This window comes from Ruegeria sp., assembly GCF_965221235.1.
Classification (GTDB): domain Bacteria; phylum Pseudomonadota; class Alphaproteobacteria; order Rhodobacterales; family Rhodobacteraceae; genus Ruegeria.
Window position 1 is genome coordinate 3299997 of the sequence record NZ_CBDCRS010000004.1, and the last position, 17461, is coordinate 3317457.

Below are 17461 nucleotides of genomic sequence, written 5' to 3' on the forward strand. Positions count from 1 at the left end.
GAAAGGCCAGTCATACAAGCGGGTTGCATCTGCGACAAAGCAACCTAACGTGAGCGCATTGCCAACCGCTCCGGAGCGCTCATGTCCGTTGGACGCATCATAGAAACTCCTGATTGCGTCGCCGAGGGGGCCACGTGGCTGGCCGGGGCTTGTCCGCGCATGGCTTGGGCGATGGAGCAGACCGGGCCGCTGCCGTTGCGCCGCCGCCCGGACGGGTTTGCCCAGCTTCTCAGCGCCATTGTCAGCCAGCAGGTTAGCGTGGCCTCGGCCAATGCGATCTGGAAGCGGTTGCAGGAGGCAAAACTGACCGGACCGCGCAAGATCATGCGGGCGACGGATGAGGATTTGCGCGCCGCGGGCCTGAGTCGTCAGAAGATCCGCTATGCCCGTGCGCTGGCCGAAGCACGCATTGATTACAAAGCTTTACGTGATGCAACGAATGCAGATGTTGTCAGCACTTTGACCGAAGTTCCGGGTATCGGGGTCTGGACGGCTGAAATCTACGCCATGTTCTCTCTGGGCCGCGCCGACGTGATAGCGCCCGGCGATCTGGCACTGCAAGAGGCGGCGCGAATCCTCTATGACCTGCCCAAACGTCCCACCGACAAGGAGTTGCGGCAGATGGCCGAGGCCTGGTCGCCATGGCGGTCGGTTGCGGCGCGGGTTTTGTGGGCCTATTACCGGGTGGCCAAAGAACGAGAAGGGATCAGATGACACGGGTTTTGAATGCGCTCAGGAAAGAGCCGGTTTCGGGCGATACGCGCTCGGTCGTGGTGTTCGTGCATGGCTATGGGGCCAACGGGGCCGATCTTCTAGGGCTGGCTGATCCGCTCGGTGAACACCTGCCGGATACGTTGTTTGTCGCCCCTGATGCGCCCGAGCAAATCCCCGGTATGCCCAATGGGTTCCAGTGGTTTCCTATCCCGTGGATCGACGGCTCGTCCGAGGAAGAAGCCCGACGCGGTATGGAAATGGCGGTTGAGGATTTCAACGCTTTCCTCGACGCGCTGATGGTGGACGAGGACGTTTTGCCGGAACAAGTTGTGCTGTTCGGGTTTTCCCAAGGCACGATGATGAGTCTGCATGTTGCTCCGCGGCGCGAGGATCCCGTGGCGGGTATCGTCGCCTTCTCGGGTCGGCTGCTGGAGCCTGACTTGCTACCGGATGAAACTGTCAGCCGAATGCCGGTGCTGCTGGTGCATGGCGATGCCGACGACGTCGTGCCGCCGCAATCTTTGCCCGAGGCGGCAGAAGCGCTGCAAGCGGCTGATTTTAAAGAAGTCTACGCACATGTCATGAAGGGCACCGGCCACGGTATCGCGCCGGACGGTCTGAGCGTCGCGCTGGCATTCATGCGCGACAAGTTGAGCCTTTAAGCGATGATCGCGGTCCGCCCCATGATGCCAGAGGATGTGGCCACAGCCTGCCGCATCCTCAATGATATCATCGAGATTGGAGGCTCGACCGCGTTTGAAATCCCTTTTTCTGAGGCGTTGTTCGCGCAGATTTATCTGGACGGGGCCGACAAAATCTGCTGCCACGTTGCCCTCGATGAACAGGGCGAGGTGGCGGGTTTTCAATGGCTGGGTATTCACGAAGACTTGCCGACCGACTGCGCCGACATCGCCACCTTCACCCGGCGTGAGCCGGTCTTGAAAGGGGCAGGGCGGGCATTGTTCGCGGAAACCTCTAAACACGCGGCGGCACTGGGGTTTGCTCAGATCAACGCAACGATCCGCGCGGATAACCGGATGGGGTTGAGCTATTATGACAAGATGGGGTTTCGCGACTACGCGGTCGATTACGGTAGGCCGCTGCGCGACGGAACGCCTGTGGATAGAATCACCAAACGGTTTGATCTGAGGAAAGGTGAGACATGCTGATCGTAACGGGAACGGTTGAGATCGCGCCGGAAGGTGTTGAAAAAGCAGCCAAAGCGGCACAGCAGATGGTCGCTGAAACCGTCAGGGAACCGGGCTGTCTGGTCTATGAGTTCAGTCAGATTCTGGACCACCCCAACCGCTTTCGTGTTTATGAAGAGTGGCAGGATCAAGCCGCACTCGAAGCGCATTTTGGTGCTCCGCATATGGCAGCGTTTCAGGCGGCGCTGGCTGAGGTTGGGGTTGTATCGTCCGACATCTACCGTGTGGTCGGCGGTGAAAAGCAACCGTTGCGCTGAGCGTCACGCCCACAAATGTCCTTCAGCGAACTCGACGGAATTCCCGGATGGGTCCCGGATGTAAAGTGATCTCACACCGTTGGGCCAGTCAAACTCGGCATCAATCGGGATGTTCCAGTCCAGCAGATGTTTGCGCATCACGGCGATTTCGTCGCGGGTTAACACAAGGCAGACATGTCCGGGGCCGCGCGCCCCGTGGGGCGGAACGGGAAGGTCAGGATTGCCCGGTGGTTTTTCGGTCTCACTTGCATTAAACAAAAGCAAGACTGAGCCGCCGATCCGGTAGAAAACATGTCGGTCGGCCATCCGCTGGATTTTCTCCAACGCTAGGATCTCACCATAAAACCGCTCGGCCGCGTCCAGATCATCAACGTAGAGAGCGGCTTCGAGAATACCTTGTGGGGCCGGGATGTCTGGCGTGACTTTCATGACCTAAGCCTATCACAACACGCGGTTTTTGTCACCGCCGGGTGCGGCGGTCCCGTTTGCGCTGTGGGGCGGCATTCAATGTCGGTGCCGGTAAGCTGTCCCATTGGCCCGGCTCCAACCCGTCCAGTGCCCAGTCGCCGATCCGCGCGCGGATCAGGCGCAGGGTTGGGTGGCCTACGGCTGCCGTCATACGTCGAACTTGCCGGTTGCGGCCTTCGCGTAGGGTCAGTTCGACCCAGCAATCGGGAACCGTCTGACGCACCCGGATCGGAGGATTGCGGGGCCATAACCCCTCGGGTTCATCCATCAGCCGTGCTTTGGCGGGGCGGGTCAGACCGTCCTTCAATTCGATCCCGTCGCGCAGGGCCTTTAGGACAGCGGCATCAGGAAGCCCTTCAACCTGAACCCAATAAGTTTTGGCCATCTTGTGTTTGGGGTCGGAAATCTGCGCCTGCAACCGCCCGTTATCGGTCAGCAACATCAGCCCTTCGCTGTCCCGGTCCAACCGACCGGCGGGATAGACGCCCGGCAGGTCAATGTAATCCGACAGTGTACTGCGCGGCGAATCCGCATTGGCGCGGTCGGTGAACTGCGGCAGCACGTCGTAGGGTTTGTTGAATCGGATGAACCAGCTCATGACTTCCGCCATAGCTCGCAGGCCACATGGGCGCAAGCTGTGGATAAGTGTCACGATGCTGTTACGGATTCGGCTTAACCAATCCCCGAGATATTGTGGAAACTCAGGGCTTGTCAGAGTTTTAACACGATATATAGTTAAGTTAAGGCCGGGGCGGGTGTTCCCCGCTCTGATGTCAAAAACGGGCAGAGCAGAGCGAGGAGCGATTCTGATATGGACGGAGAATTCAGGACCGAATTTGTCAGGGAACCCGGTGCGCTAAAGCATCATCCGGCATTGGTTTTGAACGCCGACTATCGCCCCTTGTCCTACTACCCCTTGTCCCTTTGGCCGTGGCAAGAGGCGATCAAGGCGGCCTGGCTGGACAGGGTGGACATTGTGGCCGAATACGATGAGGTCGTCCGAAGCCCGAGTACCGAGATACGAATACCGTCGGTCGTTGTTCTCAAAGACTATGTAAAACCCAGAAAGCGCGTGGCCTTCACGCGCTTTAATTTATTTCTGAGAGATGAATTCCGCTGCCAATACTGCGGTTGCCGCGATAACCTGACCTTTGATCATGTCGTGCCACGCGCCGCCGGTGGCGTGACCAGTTGGCAGAACGTGGTGGCTGCATGCAGCCCGTGCAACCTGAGGAAGGGATCGAAATCGCTGCGGCAGGCTGGGATGAGTTTGCGCAAGCCTCCGCGTCAGCCGGATGCCGAAGCGTTGCGCAATATTGGCCGAAAGTTCCCGCCGAACCACCTGCATGACAGCTGGATCGACTTCCTCTACTGGGATGCGGAACTGGACGAGTTCTAACGACCCGCCCGCCACGCGGCGAGCCAAACCAAAACCAGCACGCCGGACAGCACGGCGTTCCATCCGGCCATAGACAGGCCGAACATCTGCCATGGAATATCGTCGCACCGAACCAGCGGTGCCGACATGATCTGGTCCATCAGTTCCTGCGTTGAAAGTCCTCCGATATCGCCGGACGTGCAGCTGGTGGGGCCTTCCCACCATGCCCACTCGACCCCGGTGTGGAACACGCCAATTGCGGCTGTAGCCAATGCAGCTAACGCGCCCAGAAGTGGCAGTAGGTTCACCCGCGGCAAAGCCAGAGCCATGGCTCCGATCACAACGGCTGCACCGTGCGGGTACCGCTGCCAGATGCACATTTTGCAGGGGGCAAGGCCGCCAAGGTATTGAAATCCCCAGGCCCCCAGAAGCAGGGCGGCGGATCCTCCGGCGGCGATCAGAACCAACGTGGATTTGCGTGTCATAGGAATTTCACCACGTAAACGCCGCCGAATAGCAGGATGATAAACAGGGTGAACATCAGGCCCAGACGCTTTTCAATGAAGTCCCGGATCGGCTCACCAAATTTCCACAGCAGCCCGGCCACCAGAAAAAACCGCAACGCCCGCGCCAGGATCGAGGTTGCAACAAATGTGGCAAGAGGCATCCCGGTCCAGCCGGACATGATCGTGATGACCTTGTAGGGAAAAGGTGTAACCCCTGCGGCCAGAACAGCCCAAAAACCGAAATCGTTGAATCGGGTGTTGAACTCTTCCATGGCATGGGCCTTGCCCATCGCTTCTAGCACCGGCTGGCCGATACTGTCGTAAAAGAACGCCCCGATCGCATAGCCCAGCAACCCGCCTAGAACCGATGCCACAAGGGCAACTGTTGCAATAAGCCAGGCGCGGGATGGGCGCGCCAGGATCATTGGAATCATCAGGACATCTGGTGGGATTGGAAAGAACGAACTTTCGATAAATGCCACAACAGCCAGCGCCCACAGGGCATGCGGATGTTCGGCCAGACGGATGGTCCAGTCATAAAGCGAGCGCAACATTAGGTGCTAAAATCCCATTCCTTCGTTGAGAAAGGCAAATCACGCGTCTGGCGAGGCGTCAACCACTGCTATCAAAACATTCTGGAATTGGGTTGGTTTTTGCCTCTGGACCTTCCCGGTCATGGACGCTAATCACAGTTCCTGTGGCCCAAGTGGCGGAATGGTAGACGCAGGGGATTCAAAATCCCCCGATGGCAACATCGTGAGAGTTCGAGTCTCTCCTTGGGCACCACACCTTCTTCATCAAATAGAAGAATTCCACCTGAATGAATGCCTGGGGCATCGGTTGTGGCTACTTTGCACACGCCTCGATTGCGTTGACTTGAAGTGCATCCCGCTTGGCGGTAGCAATTGGCAGGCATTTATTTCAGGCTGAGGCATTTCATGAATTCGGATCAAAATTCCTTTCAGGATCGGGTGGCACGCATTCAGTCGCGCGCAGATGAGGCAGCGCAGAACGCACCGCGTTTGAAAAAAGAAAGCATCTGGCGGCGGCTTGGCTATCCTTTGGCCTTCTTTGGGGCCTTTGCCTTGGGGGTGATCGCGGTTTTCATCACGCGCTACATTCAAGTTCAGATGGTCGGGGTACCAGGAGCGGGTGAATTCGGCGTTCAGGAAATTATTGGCGTCGTCATGGCAAGTGCCGCTGGCTTTGTCATTTCGCTGTTTCTGAAAGACCGGCAAAAAGAATTTGCAACAGCCTGCACCGTTGGTGTGATGGCGACGACCTTCAGTTACCACAATCTGGTCTGGGCATATCCAGGCAGCTTTGAAGTGATTTATGGCGAGGATTGGGTGGAGTTCGTGCAAAAGATCACCGAACCATCAAGCCTGTATTTGTTCGGAAACTCTATCGTCTTCAGCTAAATCCCCGGCGATCACTCTCAGACGCGCGGATTTGGCGCGTTCGGGGGGAAAGTTTCAGGTTTTTCGTCAGAAATGCGGCTTGGCGACCTCGATATGCGCACAGGGGTTGACAAGATGAGTATCTGAATGAAACGTCGAATATGTTGGGAGATTTTTAGAATTCAAGCGCTTGGACCGGTTGCAAGACGGGTTCGCATTGCGTACTGGCGGGCCCCGTGGTGGGAGCGCTACCAGTCTCCCATGCAAAAAAGAATTGGGAGTTCACAAACATGAAACACAGCAGCAAGCTTAGCCTCGGCGCGGTTGTCACCGCGGCCCTTATGGCTCCGGCAGCGTATGCGGAAGAGTTTATTACAATCGGCACCGGCGGCGTAACCGGCGTTTATTATCCGACCGGTGGCGCGATCTGCCGTCTGGTGAACAAGGGTCGCAAAGAGCACGGCGTGCGCTGCTCGGTCGAGTCGACTGGTGGTTCGGTTTACAACATCAACACCATTCGCGAAGGCGAGCTGGAGTTCGGCGTTGCGCAATCCGACTGGCAGTACCACGCCTATAACGGCAGCTCGAAATTCGAGGAAAATGGCCCGTTTGAAAACCTGCGCGCCGTGTTCTCGGTACACCCCGAGCCGTTTACCGTTGTGGCCCGTGCCGATTCCGGCATCACCAACTTCGAGGACCTGAAAGGCAAGCGCGTCAATATTGGCAACCCCGGTTCCGGTCAGCGTGGCACCATGGAGGTTCTGCTGGGTGAAATGGGCTGGACCACCGGCGATTTTGAACTGGCGACCGAGCTGAAGGCGGCTGAACAGTCGGCAGCCCTGTGCGACAACCAGATCGACGCAATGGTTTACACCGTGGGTCACCCGTCGGGTTCGATTCAAGAAGCGACCACAGCATGTGACTCGGTTCTGGTGAACGTCAGCGGCGACGCCGTGGACAAGCTGGTCAACGACAACTCGTTCTACCGCACCGCTACCATCCCCGGTGGCATGTATCGCGGTTCGGACGGTGACACCGCGACCTTTGGTGTTGGCGCGACCTTCGTGACCTCGGCTGACGTCTCGGATGACGCGGTTTATGCGGTCGTAAGCTCGGTCTTCGAGAACTTCGACGACTTCAAAAAGCTGCACCCGGCATTTGCCAACCTCAAGCCTGAAGAGATGATCGCCGACGGCCTGTCGGCTCCGCTGCATCCGGGCGCTGAGAAGTACTACAAAGAAAAAGGCTGGATTCAGTAAGCCAGACCTAAAGCAGGGTGCCTACGGGCGCCCTGCATCAAACCCGTAGCAAACGGGTGTTTCAGAAGGCCGAAAAAAGGCCACGACGGGGAGACATTTTTATGAGTTCCGACACACAATCCAATCGTCCGCTATCCGAAGAAGAGCTACAGGAGCTTGTAGCCTCATCCGATGCAGGCGGGCGCAATCCGATCGGCAATGTCGGGATTTTTCTGGCCATTGTGGCGGCTATCTGGTCGATTTTTCAGGTGGTTCTGGCCTCACCGTTGTCCAACTATATTTTGCCGGGCAGCGTGGTGAACAACTCGCGGCAATTCCATCTGGCCTTTGCGATGTTTCTGGCGTTTGCCGCCTATCCGGCACTGAAATCCAGCCCCCGCGACTATATCCCCGTCCAGGATTGGATCATGGGGATTCTGGGCGCGTTTGTCGCGCTTTACGGATATTTCTTCTATCAGAAAATCGTCGATGCCGGCGGGCTTGCGGACGACACTGATAAATGGGTCGCGCTGGTCGGCCTGCTGCTGCTGTTCGAGGCCGCGCGGCGTGCGCTTGGCCCGGCCATGGCGATCATTGCTACGATCTTTTTAGCCTACGTGTTCTTTGGCTCATCCGAATGGGTGCCTGAAGTTATCCGCTGGAAAGGCGCAAGTCTGAAAAAGGCGATGAGCCACATGTGGATCACGTCCGAGGGCGTGTTTGGCATCGCCTTGGGCGTCTCGACGAAATTCGTCTTCCTCTTCGTTTTGTTCGGGGCCTTGCTGGATAAGGCCGGGGCAGGGAATTACTTTATCAAGATGGCCTTTGGTGCCCTCGGCCACCTGCGTGGGGGCCCAGCCAAGGCAGCTGTTGTGGGTTCGGCGGCAACCGGTCTTATCTCGGGTTCGTCGATTGCGAACGTTGTGACCACGGGAACGTTCACCATTCCGCTGATGAAACGTGTAGGCTTTAGCAGTGAACAGGCCGGTTCGGTCGAAGTTGCATCCTCGGTCAATGGCCAGATCATGCCACCCGTCATGGGTGCCGCGGCTTTCCTGATGGTGGAATATGTGGGCATCTCATACGTCGAGGTCATCACCCACGCTTTCCTGCCTGCTGCGATTTCCTACATCGCGCTGGTCTATATCGTGCATCTTGAAGCGGTGAAGCGGAACATGCCCACGCTGGGCGACCGCGACGTACATTTGGCGCGCACGGTTGTTGGCATGCTGTCCTTCTTCCTGGTCTTTGCTGGCCTCTGCTATGGCTCGCAATTCCCGGTCGAGGCCGTCACCAGTTGGACACCGTCCTCAGCGGGTCTGATCCTCAGCCTTGTGGTCTGCGCCATCTATGTCGCGCTGCTGTATCTCGCCGCTCAGGTGCCGGATCTGGAACCCGATGACCCGAACGCCAAGGAAGTTCAACTGCCGGTCATCGCAGAGATCTACAAGGCCGGTCTGCATTATCTGCTGCCGATCATCGTGCTGGTCTACTTCCTGATGATCGAGCAGAAATCGCCGGGTCTGTCGGCCTTCTGGGCGACCGCATTGCTGTTCGTGATCCTGTTGACCCAGAAACCGCTCAAGGCGATCTTCCGGGGGCAAAGCCACGTTTATAACAGCTTCATCGACGGTGTTGCCGACCTGTGGCAGGGCCTGATTGACGGCGCGCGGAACATGATCGGAATCGCCTTGGCCACGGCCACGGCGGGCGTGATCGTTGGTACGGTGACCCTGACTGGTGTTGGCCAGGTGATGGCCGATCTGGTCGAGTTCCTTTCGGGCGGCAATCTAATCCTGATGTTGGTCATGGTCGGTATCCTCAGCCTGATCCTTGGGATGGGTCTGCCGACCACGGCGAACTACATTGTTGTCAGCTCGCTAATGGCCGGAGTGGTGGTCGAACTGGGCGCGCAAAGCGGTCTGATCGTACCGCTGATCGCTGTCCACCTGTTCGTGTTTTACTTTGGCATCATGGCGGACGTGACGCCTCCGGTCGGATTGGCCAGCTTTGCGGCGGCGGCGGTGTCGGGCGGCGACGCGATTAAAACCGGATTCACGGCGTTCTTCTATTCCTTGCGCACCGTGGCGCTGCCGTTTGTATTCATCTTTAACACCGACCTGCTGTTGATTGATGTAACTTGGGTCGAAGGAATAATCGTCGCCATATTCGCTACCATAGCGATCCTTGTTTTTACCGCAGGAACGATGGGTTACTTCCTGACCCACAGCCGCATCTATGAAAGCATCGCGCTGATCTTTGTGGCCTTTGCACTGTTCCGGCCGGACTACTTCATGGACCGTATCGCACCACCCTTCGAGTCGGTCGAACCTGCCGCCTTTGTGGAGACCATAGGGCAAACGCCACCGGGGTCCGAAGTGCGTCTGGTCATCAGTGGCCCCGACTTCGACACGCTGGAGATGACAGATACCACTGTTGTTGTAACCGTCGGCGATGAAGAAGGTGGTGAGTCGAGGGTCGACGCCATGGGCCTGCTGCTTTTCGAAGAGGACGGTCTGGTCAAACTGGAAGAGCCGCTCTTTGGCTCGCCAGTGGCCGACAAGCTGGGCAACTTTGACTATTACGGGGACGAGGCCGTGCGTCTGACGTCGGTCAGCCTGCCGTCCAGCCAGCCGCCGAAACAGTTGGTCTATATCCCGGCAATGATCCTGTTGGGTCTGATCGCATTCCTGCAACGCGGCCGCGCCGCCAGACAAGAAGAGGTGCCCGCATGACAAACTCGGTTCTCTGCGCCGTCGATATCAGCAACGGCGATCTGGACGTAGATGTGTTGAAAACCGCAGCGCGTCTGGCCGATCAGGATAACGCGCAGCTGGATGTCGTGACTGTGTTGCCGGATTTCGGGGAAAGCTGGGTGTCCGGCTTTTTCCAGCCGGATTTTCACGAAAAGGCTCTGGATGAGGCGCACGAAAAACTGGTTGAACTTTGTACGGCAACGCTGGGGGCGGATCGCAATGCAAAGATCCGCCATGTGGTTGCCACCGGTACAGCCTATCTCGAGATCCTGAAAACCGCGGAAAGCGCAAAGAGCGATCTGATCGTGATCGGGGCGCATAAGCCGGATTTGAAGGACTACCTGCTGGGCCCAAACGCCTCGCGGGTTGTGCGGCATTCAACGGTTTCGGTCTACGTGGTGCGCTAGGGTCAGTACCCCGTCATCTCAAGGTATCCTCGGCCCTTGTGGCTGCCGGATACCGTGACGGGGCCTTCCCAGTATTCAAACCGGGTGGCCATCCAGGCTTCGGGCGTTAGGGCCGAGACTTCGACATCCAGATCGCGGTCAGGCAGCATGACGCGCCATGTTACCGGAATGTTCCGCCCCGCAACTTGGGCCGTGTTCAGCGGTGTGAATGATGCCGAGCCGTCGGGCAAGGGCGTCGCGGTTCCGTCGGGGCTGATCCATGTGGCGGCTGTGAAGTCTCCGCGCCCGCCACGCAGGCGGAAAGCCATCAGCTTGTCGCCATCATCAAAGCTGAGCGAAAACCAGTCCCAGCCGCTCTGATCCGCCGCCAGAGGTTGCGACGACCACTCGCGGTCCAACCAACCCTGACCCGTGACTGCGACATCGCCATCAGGCAGGCGCAAGGTGCCTGAGACCTCGTAGAAAGGTTGAGAATAGTAGTAGCTCGCCTGTCCATCCGCTGATTTGACCGAGTATCCGGCGTTTCCGTGGAAGACGAACGGTCCTTGAGCAGTCAAGCTCAGGTCATAAGCAAAATCGGGGCCGCTGGCAGACAGGGAGATCGTGCTGGGGTCAGGGCCGCGCATGTGCCATTCGTCGATCCACGCCTCAAACGGCTGGGCCGTGACCCCGGCCTGTCCGATTCCGCCGCGCGACAGGCGTTCGGCGAAGAAATGAGTCTCGGGCGTGGTAACGGCAGCGTGGCCCAGCCAAAGCTGTGGGCTCTGCCAGCCGTCGGTTTCGGTGGGTTTCAGGGCGGATCGGAACAGGGTCCACTGAATACCGTAATCGCGCCCGTTTTCGCCAATCAGGTTGGCGGTCAGATACCACCATTCGATCCGGTAGGTCGGGTGCGGACCATGATCGCGGGGGAATTCAAACCGATAACCGGGTTGAGGGACATCAAACCCCTCGGCCGATCCGCCCAGCCCGGCATACCCTTGCGCGTGCAGCGTACAGGGTACAAGCAGGAACAAAGCGAAAAACCAGACTTTAACGTTCATTGGCAAACACCCTCAACAGATCAGCCGGAGGCAGGCGCAGCAGCCGCAACGCGGGCAGGGCGGCGGCGAAAAAGGCCGCCAGCAGGGTCAGAACGAGCAAATAGGCCCAATCCGCCGGGAACAGAAACATCGGCAGTCGCCAGCCAAAGGCCTGCACGTTGATCACCGCCAGCAGAGTCCATGCGAGGATAAGACCAAGAGGCAGCGCCAGAACTGCGGTAAGCGCGGCCAGCAAGACGCTGCGCAACAGCTCCAGCCGCGCCAGCCGCGCTCGCGTCAGTCCCAAGGCCCAGACCGGCGCGATTTGGGGCAGGCGTTGGGTCCAAAGGGTCAGCAGGCTGGTCAGAATGGCGAACCCAGCGACCCCCAGAGTCAGCACGTTCAGCGCAGATGTCACCACAAAGGTTTTTTCAAAAATCGCAAGGGATTGCGCCTTCATTGCGGCCTGCTGAACAACCGCCTGACGCGGCAGGTCAAACTGGTCCCGCAACGCCTGAGCCAACTCGGTGGCCCGGTCAGGCGCGATGCGGATACCGAACCGTCGGGTGTCGGCACCGGGCGCGATGCGGTCCAGCTGTGCCATCGCCACGATGGCTTGACCGGTCGGGTTGCCATAGTCCGAATAAACCCCAGCAATAGGCAGCGTATGATCTGCCCTCAACGTCAGGGTGTCACCGGGCCAAAGGTCCTCTCGCCGCGCGAGCTGTTCGTTGATCAGCACGGCCTCACCAGCCATGACCTGTTCCCAGACCCTCTCCGCGCTTGCAATGATCGGCCAGTGATCGCGATAGGTTTGGTGATTTTCGATTCCATACAGGAATAGCGGCCCGGTCTCATGCGCCAGCTCAACACTGCGGATCGGCAGCACTGCGTCCACTTGCGGCGACAGCCATCGGGCGATGTCTTGCCCTTGTTGATTGTCAGCGGCCGTCACGTAGAGTTCCGACGTCAGACGCTGATCCAGCCAACCTGTAAAGGTCAGCCGGAAGCTGGAAACCATTGTACCCACTCCGATATTTGCCGCCAACGCCAGCAGCAGCGCCATCAGAGCCAGCGACAGCCCGGGCAATTGCGCGCGCATATCCGCCCAGACCCATTGTGCCACTGGTCCCCGCGCTTGGCTTTGGAAGAAGGTCAGAGCCTGGGCCAGCAGGAAGGGTAATATCAGCGCCGTGCCGGTGAGCAGGCCAGCAACCATAGTGAACCCAAAGATCAGACCGTCAAATGCGACCCCGACGCATGAGCCGAGGACGACCAATACCAGCCCGACACAGGCCGCTGCACGACTGCCCGAAGCCGCACCGCGCCAGGCCTGTACACCTGCGCCCGACAGCAGAGGCATCGTGGACAACCGGTAAAGCGCCTGGCCGCTGGCCAGCAACGTTCCTGCCAATGCCATTGCCAGCCCGGACAGCGCCCATTCGGGGCGCAAGGTCATCTGTCCGCCGACTGGCGCGCCGTATAGGCCGCGCAGCGTTGCCGCGACGTCCGGCAAAAGGGCTCCGGCCAGAAAGAACCCGAGGATCAGCCCCAGTGTGCCGCCTATGATCGCCAGAAGCGCAAGCTCAGCCGTGATCATCCAGACCAATCGCCGCATCGGGACACCCAATGCCCGCAGGGTTCGGATCATCGCGCGACGTTGGGCAAAGGCCAGCCCGACGGTACCATGGACGATGAACAGCCCAACGGCAAAGGACAGCAGGCCAAAGGCGGTCAGATTCAGGTGAAAGCTGTCGGTCAATTGCGCGGTGTCCAACTGCTCCGACGGCTGCACGCGCTCAAGTTCGGGCGCGATGTCGGACAGGGGCGGTATGTCCAGCGGTTGCCCCGGCAGCACTAAAAGGCGCGAGATTTGCCCCGGTTGTTCAAGCAAGGTTTCGGCAACACCGATATCGGTCAGGATCAGGTCGGGGGGCAGCGCCTCCGAGGCAATGACCGGCGGCAGATCTTGTTGAGCGTTCAGGACCTGCGCAGGTTCGGGCGCGGCAAGCAACCGGCCAGGGACGGTCAGCATGTCGGCCGGGTCTGGGGGTGTTTCGCTTTGTTCAACCGCTGTCACAGCAGGCAAGGCCGGATAGGCGACCAAGTCGACGCCCATCAGTTGAACCCTACGGTCGCCTAGGCGCAACGGCCCCTCAAGCACCGCAGCCACTTGCCACCCGGCGCGGCGCAGATCGACATAGCGGTTAAGCGGGATTGCGCCCGAGGGCGCGCGCAGCGTGTCAAATCGGCCCAGCGCAAGTTGATCGCTGGCGCGCTGATAACTGGCGCGCGCCTCGGCGTTAATTGCCTGTACCGCTGACCACAGACCGGTTGCCAATGCGATACCGATCAGCAACGTCGCAAGTTGCAGCCAATGCCGCCGCCAATGCGACAGCAAGGCCTGTATCACTGGGCCTGTCATGCGACGTGACCACGGGCCAGATGCGCATGGCGGTCCAGCCGCGCGGCGATGTCCTGCGAGTGTGTCACCAGCAGCAGCGCAGCGCCAGTGTCGGCCACCAGCGACAGCATCAAATCCAGAACATTGGTGCTGGCAGTTTCGTCCAGATTGCCGGTCGGCTCATCCGCCAGCAACAGTTTGGGGCGGGCAGCCACGGCGCGACCGATGGCCACGCGCTGTTGCTGGCCGCCGGACAGATTCTCGGGGTAGCGTGTCATCAGGTCAGACAGGCCCAGCCGTTCGGCCAGTTGCTTGGTCCAGCTTTGGTCTTCGCGACCTGACAGGCGGGCATGAAACGACAGGTTCTGTGCTACGGTCAGCGACGGGATCAGGTTGAACTGCTGAAACACCAATGAAACCTTGTCACGCCGCAAAGCCGCACGGCCTCGATCATCCAGCTGCGACATGGCAGTGCCGTCTAGCGTAATCTCGCCGCCATCAAAGCTGTCCAACGCTGAGGCGAGGTTCAACAGCGTGCTTTTGCCGCTGCCGCTTTCGCCTGTCAGGGCCAGCGTTTGTCCGTGATCGAGGGTCAGCGAAACATCCCGCAGAACCGGACGCCCTCCGGGATAGGATTTCTGGACCTTGTCGATCTCCAGCAGCATTCGAAACCTCCTGAATCTTGCCCGCAACAATGTGCAGCGGCGACGGGCAGAGTCCAGCGCGCCAGCGCAATCGTTTCCATTCGTCGCAGCCTTGTCCTTTGTCGGTTAAGTCGCCATTGTAGAAGAACTTCTCCGGGCCGGGACACGAATGCATGACACTGACTGAGCAGATCATTTGGGGCAGTATCTATCTGGGCATCTGCTTCCTGATCGAGATCATCTTTCTGACTTGGTGTACGCAGATGGTCCGACAGATGTCGCTACGCTTGGAGAACAGCAAAAAGTTCGTCTCGATTGCTGCTCCGATCTGCATCGCGCTGGGTTTTATCGTTGCGATCCACACGTTTCAGGTCTGGCTCTGGGCGATTGTCTGGGTGTTGGGTGATGTTCTGCCGGACTGGAATTCAGCGCTGTACTTCTCACTGGTCACGTTCACGACGCTGGGTTACGGCGATATCGTTTTGGGTGAGCAGCTGCGGATATTCGCCGCCTTTGCGTCGGTGACAGGGTTGCTGGCCTTCGGGCTTTCCACCGCCTTTATGGTCGCGCTGATGACGCAGGTGTTCAAGGAAGAACTGATTTCCTAGAGGATCGGCGCAAACAGCCGCGCCAACGGTGCGCCGAACCGAACATAGGTGCGCTGATCAGAGAGGTTGCGCGTCAGCTCATAGCTTTTCTCAAAATCGGCCCGCAGCATTTCCTCGACCGACCCGGCGGCGCGTTGGTCAAAGAACAGGGCCATCGCCTCGAAATTCAGGCGGAAGGATCGGTTGTCCAGATTGGTCGTGCCAACGGCGGCCAACGTATCGTCGACGACAAACACCTTCTGGTGCATGAACCCGTTGGTATAGCAAAACACCCGCGCACCGCAGTCGCGGATTTCATCGAAATAGGCAAAGGCCGCCAACCAGGGCAAGCGGTGGTCCACCACTTCTGGGACAAGGATGCGGACATCTACGCCACGCAGTGCGGCATGTTGCAGCGCCGTCATGATGTCGATGTCCGGCACAAAATAGGGCGATGCGATCCACAGCCGTTCCTTAGCCTCGGCAATCGCGGCAAAGAACATCATCGCACCGGTCTCTGTATCGTCCCCTGGTCCGGTGGCGACGAGCAGCGCATTCATGTCCTGATTGGATTCCGACCCGGCCCAGTCCAGTTGGTCGATCAGATCCTCTTCATGGGCCCAGTGCCAGTCTTCGGTGAAGATCAGCTGCAATTGACGCACAATATGGCCGGTCATCCTGATATGCGTGTCGCGCCAATGGCCGAAATGCGAGTTTTGCCCCAGATACTCTACGCCAACGTTATGGCCGCCGATAAACCCTGTTTCTCCGTCGATGATCACTGTTTTGCGGTGATTGCGATAATTGAGTTGAAACCGGTATTGCGGGCCGCGCCGGTCGCGCGGGTTGGCAATTTCGATCCCAGCAGCGCGCAGGGTTTCCAGATACGCGGTCGGCAGACCATAGCTGCCAACGGAGTCTGTCATAAAGCGCACGGTGACGCCGCGTTTGGCTGCGGCAATCAGCTTGGCTTGCAATTGCTTGCCCAGCGCATCGTCCCGCACGATGTAGAACTGGATCAGGATATAACTTTGCGCCGCGTCGATGGCCTCAAAAATCGCATCGAATGTGGCCTGACCATCGACCAGCAACTCGGCCCCGTTCCCGCGCGACACCGGCATATGGGCCAGTGTCTCGAACGGGCGGGGGTTGATCTGCATGGTCGCCGGGTCGGGGGTGGAGAAATCAGCGAAGCTCTTGATACCTTCGACCACACGCTCACTGTGTTTGCGCGCGATGCGATAGCCCCGAAACCGGTGGTGTCCCAGAAACAGGTAAAGCGGGACGCCAAAGAACGGGGCAGAGATCAGAAATACCACCCATCCAACCGCGCCCTGCGGCGTGCGAGCGGTTTGGGCGGCGCGTATCGCAAAGACCGCGGCCGTCACGTACAGGCAAAAGACGAGCGCGGAAACTAGTAATGTCCACATGGGGTTATTGGTCTCTGAGTGGCTTATTCGCCCCCAGTGTAAATGCGATCCCAGTCTCGCGCCATATCAACAATCACCCAGCCCATATCGGGACCTTTGTCCAGCCCGTCGACCAGTTTTCCGATCGGGCTTTCACGGTCATAGGCCCATTCACGTTCGGCATCCGTGTGGTGGATCAGAACGCCCAGACGCGGGCCATCGCCAGCGGTGGTCCATTCCAGCATGGCGAAATCCCCGTCCGAGTTCCCGGCGGCCAGAATTGGACGGCGTCCGATGGTGCGTTCGATATTGATGGGCTTGCCTTCCTTGTCGTCGACAAAGGCAATACCCGGGGCCTTGGTGATCACGGGCGTGCCGTTCGAACTGTCATAGGTGGTGTCCGCATATGTTCCCAAAATCTGCTCGGGCGGAATACCATAGGCGTCCTCGGCAAAGACGCGCATGAAATGCAGGCCGCCGCCTGAGACAATGTAAGTGCGGAACCCTTCGTCTCTGAGATAGCGCAGCAATTCTACCATCGGCTGATAGGTCATCTGGTTATAGGGCAGGCCGGTATCGGGGTGCCGTGCGGTCTCTAGCCAATCTGCGACGGAGGTCTGGAAATCTTCGACGCTGGTTCCGGCGTGTGAGGCATTCAGAACCTCAATCAACGCGTCATGACCGCCTTCAGCAATGGCCTGTAAATCGCCCTTCGAGGCGGCCTCGAGCGTTGGGGTGGTCAGGATCGAGGGATCGGCCTTGGCCATCTCGGCCAAACGATCCAAGGCAAAGGTCAGTTGGAAATAGACCGGCTGTTCAGCCCAGAGTGTTCCGTCATTGTCGAACACTGCAATGCGTTCGTCGGGCGTGACATAAGCCGCATTATTGGGGTCGGTGACGTTTTCGACAAAGGTTATGATCCTTTCCTTAGAGGCCGATTGGTTCCAACTGGGCAGCGGATCAGCGAACAGTGAGAGCGGAGTCATCAACACGACAGCGGCGAGAAGAGCGGCCTTCATGAGAAATACCTTTTCTTTTCAATTCATAAAGGGCCGCCGTTGAA

General features: G+C 58.8%; 19 protein-coding genes and 1 tRNA gene. 11 read left to right on the top strand and 9 right to left on the bottom strand.

Going from position 1 to position 17461, the window contains the following annotated elements; all coding sequences use genetic code 11:
* The first annotated feature begins 81 nt into the window (after positions 1 to 81).
* From ACOQOY_RS19755 to ACOQOY_RS19770, 4 genes are read left to right on the top strand one after another with little or no spacing between them, the layout of a single operon-like run.
* The gene (locus tag ACOQOY_RS19755) at positions 82 to 714 is read left to right on the top strand and encodes a DNA-3-methyladenine glycosylase family protein (RefSeq protein ID WP_420587030.1); all 633 of its coding nucleotides are present in this window, start codon (positions 82 to 84) and stop codon (positions 712 to 714) included.
* Positions 711 to 1376, top strand: a complete 666-nt coding sequence (locus ACOQOY_RS19760) for an alpha/beta hydrolase (RefSeq protein WP_171183335.1) — start codon at positions 711 to 713, stop codon at positions 1374 to 1376. The genes ACOQOY_RS19755 and ACOQOY_RS19760 overlap by 4 nt, the downstream gene beginning before the upstream one ends.
* Before the next feature lie 3 nt (positions 1377 to 1379).
* Positions 1380 to 1883 (top strand): GNAT family N-acetyltransferase, encoded by a 504-nt coding sequence (locus ACOQOY_RS19765; protein WP_420587031.1) that lies wholly within the window; start codon positions 1380 to 1382, stop codon positions 1881 to 1883.
* A complete protein-coding gene (locus tag ACOQOY_RS19770) occupies positions 1877 to 2179 on the top strand; it encodes a putative quinol monooxygenase (RefSeq protein ID WP_420587032.1) in 303 nt (100 codons plus the stop codon). Before ACOQOY_RS19765 ends, ACOQOY_RS19770 begins: the two co-directional genes overlap by 7 nt.
* Before the next feature lie 3 nt (positions 2180 to 2182).
* Here the strand turns inward: ACOQOY_RS19770 and ACOQOY_RS19775 are convergent, their stop codons facing one another.
* A complete protein-coding gene (locus tag ACOQOY_RS19775; RefSeq protein WP_420587033.1) occupies positions 2183 to 2608 on the bottom strand; it encodes a VOC family protein in 426 nt (141 codons plus the stop codon).
* A 31-nt stretch (positions 2609 to 2639) separates the two neighbouring features.
* On the bottom strand, positions 2640 to 3245 hold the full coding sequence (locus ACOQOY_RS19780) for a pseudouridine synthase (protein ID WP_420587034.1): 606 nt from the start codon (positions 3243 to 3245) through the stop codon (positions 2640 to 2642).
* A gap of 213 nt (positions 3246 to 3458) precedes the next feature.
* Between ACOQOY_RS19780 and ACOQOY_RS19785 the strand changes: the two genes are divergently transcribed.
* Complete coding sequence (locus tag ACOQOY_RS19785) at positions 3459 to 4046, top strand: HNH endonuclease (RefSeq protein WP_420587035.1); 588 nt, start codon at positions 3459 to 3461, stop codon at positions 4044 to 4046.
* On the opposite strand, the gene ACOQOY_RS19790 is transcribed toward ACOQOY_RS19785, so the two are convergent.
* Together ACOQOY_RS19790 and ACOQOY_RS19795 are read right to left on the bottom strand one after the other, a co-directional pair.
* Positions 4043 to 4510 (bottom strand): disulfide bond formation protein B, encoded by a 468-nt coding sequence (locus ACOQOY_RS19790; protein WP_420587036.1) that lies wholly within the window; start codon positions 4508 to 4510, stop codon positions 4043 to 4045. The genes ACOQOY_RS19785 and ACOQOY_RS19790 overlap by 4 nt on opposite strands.
* Positions 4507 to 5085 carry a YqaA family protein gene (locus ACOQOY_RS19795; protein WP_420587037.1) on the bottom strand — a complete coding sequence of 193 codons (579 nt, stop codon included), beginning with the start codon at positions 5083 to 5085 and terminating at the stop codon, positions 4507 to 4509. Before ACOQOY_RS19795 ends, ACOQOY_RS19790 begins: the two co-directional genes overlap by 4 nt.
* 146 nt (positions 5086 to 5231) lie before the next feature.
* Here ACOQOY_RS19795 and ACOQOY_RS19800 point away from each other — a divergent pair.
* The 5 genes from ACOQOY_RS19800 to ACOQOY_RS19820 all read left to right on the top strand — a co-directional run bounded on the left by ACOQOY_RS19800 (position 5232) and on the right by ACOQOY_RS19820 (position 10332).
* A tRNA-Leu gene (locus ACOQOY_RS19800) sits at positions 5232 to 5317 on the top strand.
* Positions 5318 to 5469: 152 nt separating this feature from the next.
* Positions 5470 to 5952: a hypothetical protein gene (locus ACOQOY_RS19805; protein ID WP_420587038.1), complete on the top strand. Its 483-nt coding sequence runs from the start codon at positions 5470 to 5472 to the stop codon at positions 5950 to 5952.
* A gap of 269 nt (positions 5953 to 6221) precedes the next feature.
* Positions 6222 to 7190: a TAXI family TRAP transporter solute-binding subunit gene (locus ACOQOY_RS19810; RefSeq protein ID WP_420587039.1), complete on the top strand. Its 969-nt coding sequence runs from the start codon at positions 6222 to 6224 to the stop codon at positions 7188 to 7190.
* 101 nt (positions 7191 to 7291) lie between these two features.
* Entirely contained in the window at positions 7292 to 9904 is a 2613-nt protein-coding gene (locus tag ACOQOY_RS19815; protein WP_420587040.1) for a TRAP transporter permease, read from the top strand.
* Positions 9901 to 10332: a universal stress protein gene (locus tag ACOQOY_RS19820; RefSeq protein ID WP_420587041.1), complete on the top strand. Its 432-nt coding sequence runs from the start codon at positions 9901 to 9903 to the stop codon at positions 10330 to 10332. The genes ACOQOY_RS19815 and ACOQOY_RS19820 overlap by 4 nt, the downstream gene beginning before the upstream one ends.
* A gap of 2 nt (positions 10333 to 10334) precedes the next feature.
* On the opposite strand, the gene ACOQOY_RS19825 is transcribed toward ACOQOY_RS19820, so the two are convergent.
* From ACOQOY_RS19825 to ACOQOY_RS19835, 3 genes are read right to left on the bottom strand one after another with little or no spacing between them, the layout of a single operon-like run.
* Positions 10335 to 11375, bottom strand: a complete 1041-nt coding sequence (locus tag ACOQOY_RS19825; RefSeq protein ID WP_420587042.1) for a lipocalin-like domain-containing protein — start codon at positions 11373 to 11375, stop codon at positions 10335 to 10337.
* Positions 11365 to 13779, bottom strand: a complete 2415-nt coding sequence (locus tag ACOQOY_RS19830; RefSeq protein WP_420587043.1) for an FtsX-like permease family protein — start codon at positions 13777 to 13779, stop codon at positions 11365 to 11367. The genes ACOQOY_RS19825 and ACOQOY_RS19830 overlap by 11 nt, the downstream gene beginning before the upstream one ends.
* Positions 13776 to 14423: an ABC transporter ATP-binding protein gene (locus ACOQOY_RS19835; protein WP_420587044.1), complete on the bottom strand. Its 648-nt coding sequence runs from the start codon at positions 14421 to 14423 to the stop codon at positions 13776 to 13778. Before ACOQOY_RS19835 ends, ACOQOY_RS19830 begins: the two co-directional genes overlap by 4 nt.
* 152 nt (positions 14424 to 14575) lie before the next feature.
* Between ACOQOY_RS19835 and ACOQOY_RS19840 the strand changes: the two genes are divergently transcribed.
* The gene (locus ACOQOY_RS19840) at positions 14576 to 15010 is read left to right on the top strand and encodes an ion channel (protein WP_420587045.1); all 435 of its coding nucleotides are present in this window, start codon (positions 14576 to 14578) and stop codon (positions 15008 to 15010) included.
* Here the strand turns inward: ACOQOY_RS19840 and cls are convergent.
* Positions 15007 to 16419, bottom strand: a complete 1413-nt coding sequence (cls, locus tag ACOQOY_RS19845; RefSeq protein ID WP_420587046.1) for a cardiolipin synthase — start codon at positions 16417 to 16419, stop codon at positions 15007 to 15009. The two genes, ACOQOY_RS19840 and cls, sit on opposite strands and share 4 nt — an antisense overlap.
* A gap of 23 nt (positions 16420 to 16442) precedes the next feature.
* Positions 16443 to 17417, bottom strand: coding sequence for an HAD family hydrolase (locus ACOQOY_RS19850; RefSeq protein WP_420587047.1), 975 nt, complete (start codon positions 17415 to 17417; stop codon positions 16443 to 16445).
* Positions 17418 to 17461: the final 44 nt, after the last annotated feature.

What these genes read in the sequence shown, in the direction of transcription:
- ACOQOY_RS19835 (WP_420587044.1), bottom strand. Translation starts at nt 14,423, where the DNA reads ATGCTGCTGGAGATCGACAAGGTCCAGAAATCCTATCCCGGAGGGCGT.
- ACOQOY_RS19760 (WP_171183335.1), top strand. Translation starts at nt 711, where the DNA reads ATGACACGGGTTTTGAATGCGCTCAGGAAAGAGCCGGTTTCGGGCGAT.
- ACOQOY_RS19850 (WP_420587047.1), bottom strand. Translation starts at nt 17,417, where the DNA reads ATGAAGGCCGCTCTTCTCGCCGCTGTCGTGTTGATGACTCCGCTCTCA.
- ACOQOY_RS19830 (WP_420587043.1), bottom strand. Translation starts at nt 13,779, where the DNA reads ATGACAGGCCCAGTGATACAGGCCTTGCTGTCGCATTGGCGGCGGCAT.
- cls (WP_420587046.1), bottom strand. Translation starts at nt 16,419, where the DNA reads ATGTGGACATTACTAGTTTCCGCGCTCGTCTTTTGCCTGTACGTGACG.
- ACOQOY_RS19780 (WP_420587034.1), bottom strand. Translation starts at nt 3,245, where the DNA reads ATGAGCTGGTTCATCCGATTCAACAAACCCTACGACGTGCTGCCGCAG.
- ACOQOY_RS19840 (WP_420587045.1), top strand. Translation starts at nt 14,576, where the DNA reads ATGACACTGACTGAGCAGATCATTTGGGGCAGTATCTATCTGGGCATC.
- ACOQOY_RS19825 (WP_420587042.1), bottom strand. Translation starts at nt 11,375, where the DNA reads ATGAACGTTAAAGTCTGGTTTTTCGCTTTGTTCCTGCTTGTACCCTGT.
- ACOQOY_RS19785 (WP_420587035.1), top strand. Translation starts at nt 3,459, where the DNA reads ATGGACGGAGAATTCAGGACCGAATTTGTCAGGGAACCCGGTGCGCTA.
- ACOQOY_RS19790 (WP_420587036.1), bottom strand. Translation starts at nt 4,510, where the DNA reads ATGACACGCAAATCCACGTTGGTTCTGATCGCCGCCGGAGGATCCGCC.
- ACOQOY_RS19795 (WP_420587037.1), bottom strand. Translation starts at nt 5,085, where the DNA reads ATGTTGCGCTCGCTTTATGACTGGACCATCCGTCTGGCCGAACATCCG.
- ACOQOY_RS19770 (WP_420587032.1), top strand. Translation starts at nt 1,877, where the DNA reads ATGCTGATCGTAACGGGAACGGTTGAGATCGCGCCGGAAGGTGTTGAA.
- ACOQOY_RS19805 (WP_420587038.1), top strand. Translation starts at nt 5,470, where the DNA reads ATGAATTCGGATCAAAATTCCTTTCAGGATCGGGTGGCACGCATTCAG.
- ACOQOY_RS19755 (WP_420587030.1), top strand. Translation starts at nt 82, where the DNA reads ATGTCCGTTGGACGCATCATAGAAACTCCTGATTGCGTCGCCGAGGGG.
- ACOQOY_RS19820 (WP_420587041.1), top strand. Translation starts at nt 9,901, where the DNA reads ATGACAAACTCGGTTCTCTGCGCCGTCGATATCAGCAACGGCGATCTG.
- ACOQOY_RS19765 (WP_420587031.1), top strand. Translation starts at nt 1,380, where the DNA reads ATGATCGCGGTCCGCCCCATGATGCCAGAGGATGTGGCCACAGCCTGC.
- ACOQOY_RS19810 (WP_420587039.1), top strand. Translation starts at nt 6,222, where the DNA reads ATGAAACACAGCAGCAAGCTTAGCCTCGGCGCGGTTGTCACCGCGGCC.
- ACOQOY_RS19775 (WP_420587033.1), bottom strand. Translation starts at nt 2,608, where the DNA reads ATGAAAGTCACGCCAGACATCCCGGCCCCACAAGGTATTCTCGAAGCC.
- ACOQOY_RS19815 (WP_420587040.1), top strand. Translation starts at nt 7,292, where the DNA reads ATGAGTTCCGACACACAATCCAATCGTCCGCTATCCGAAGAAGAGCTA.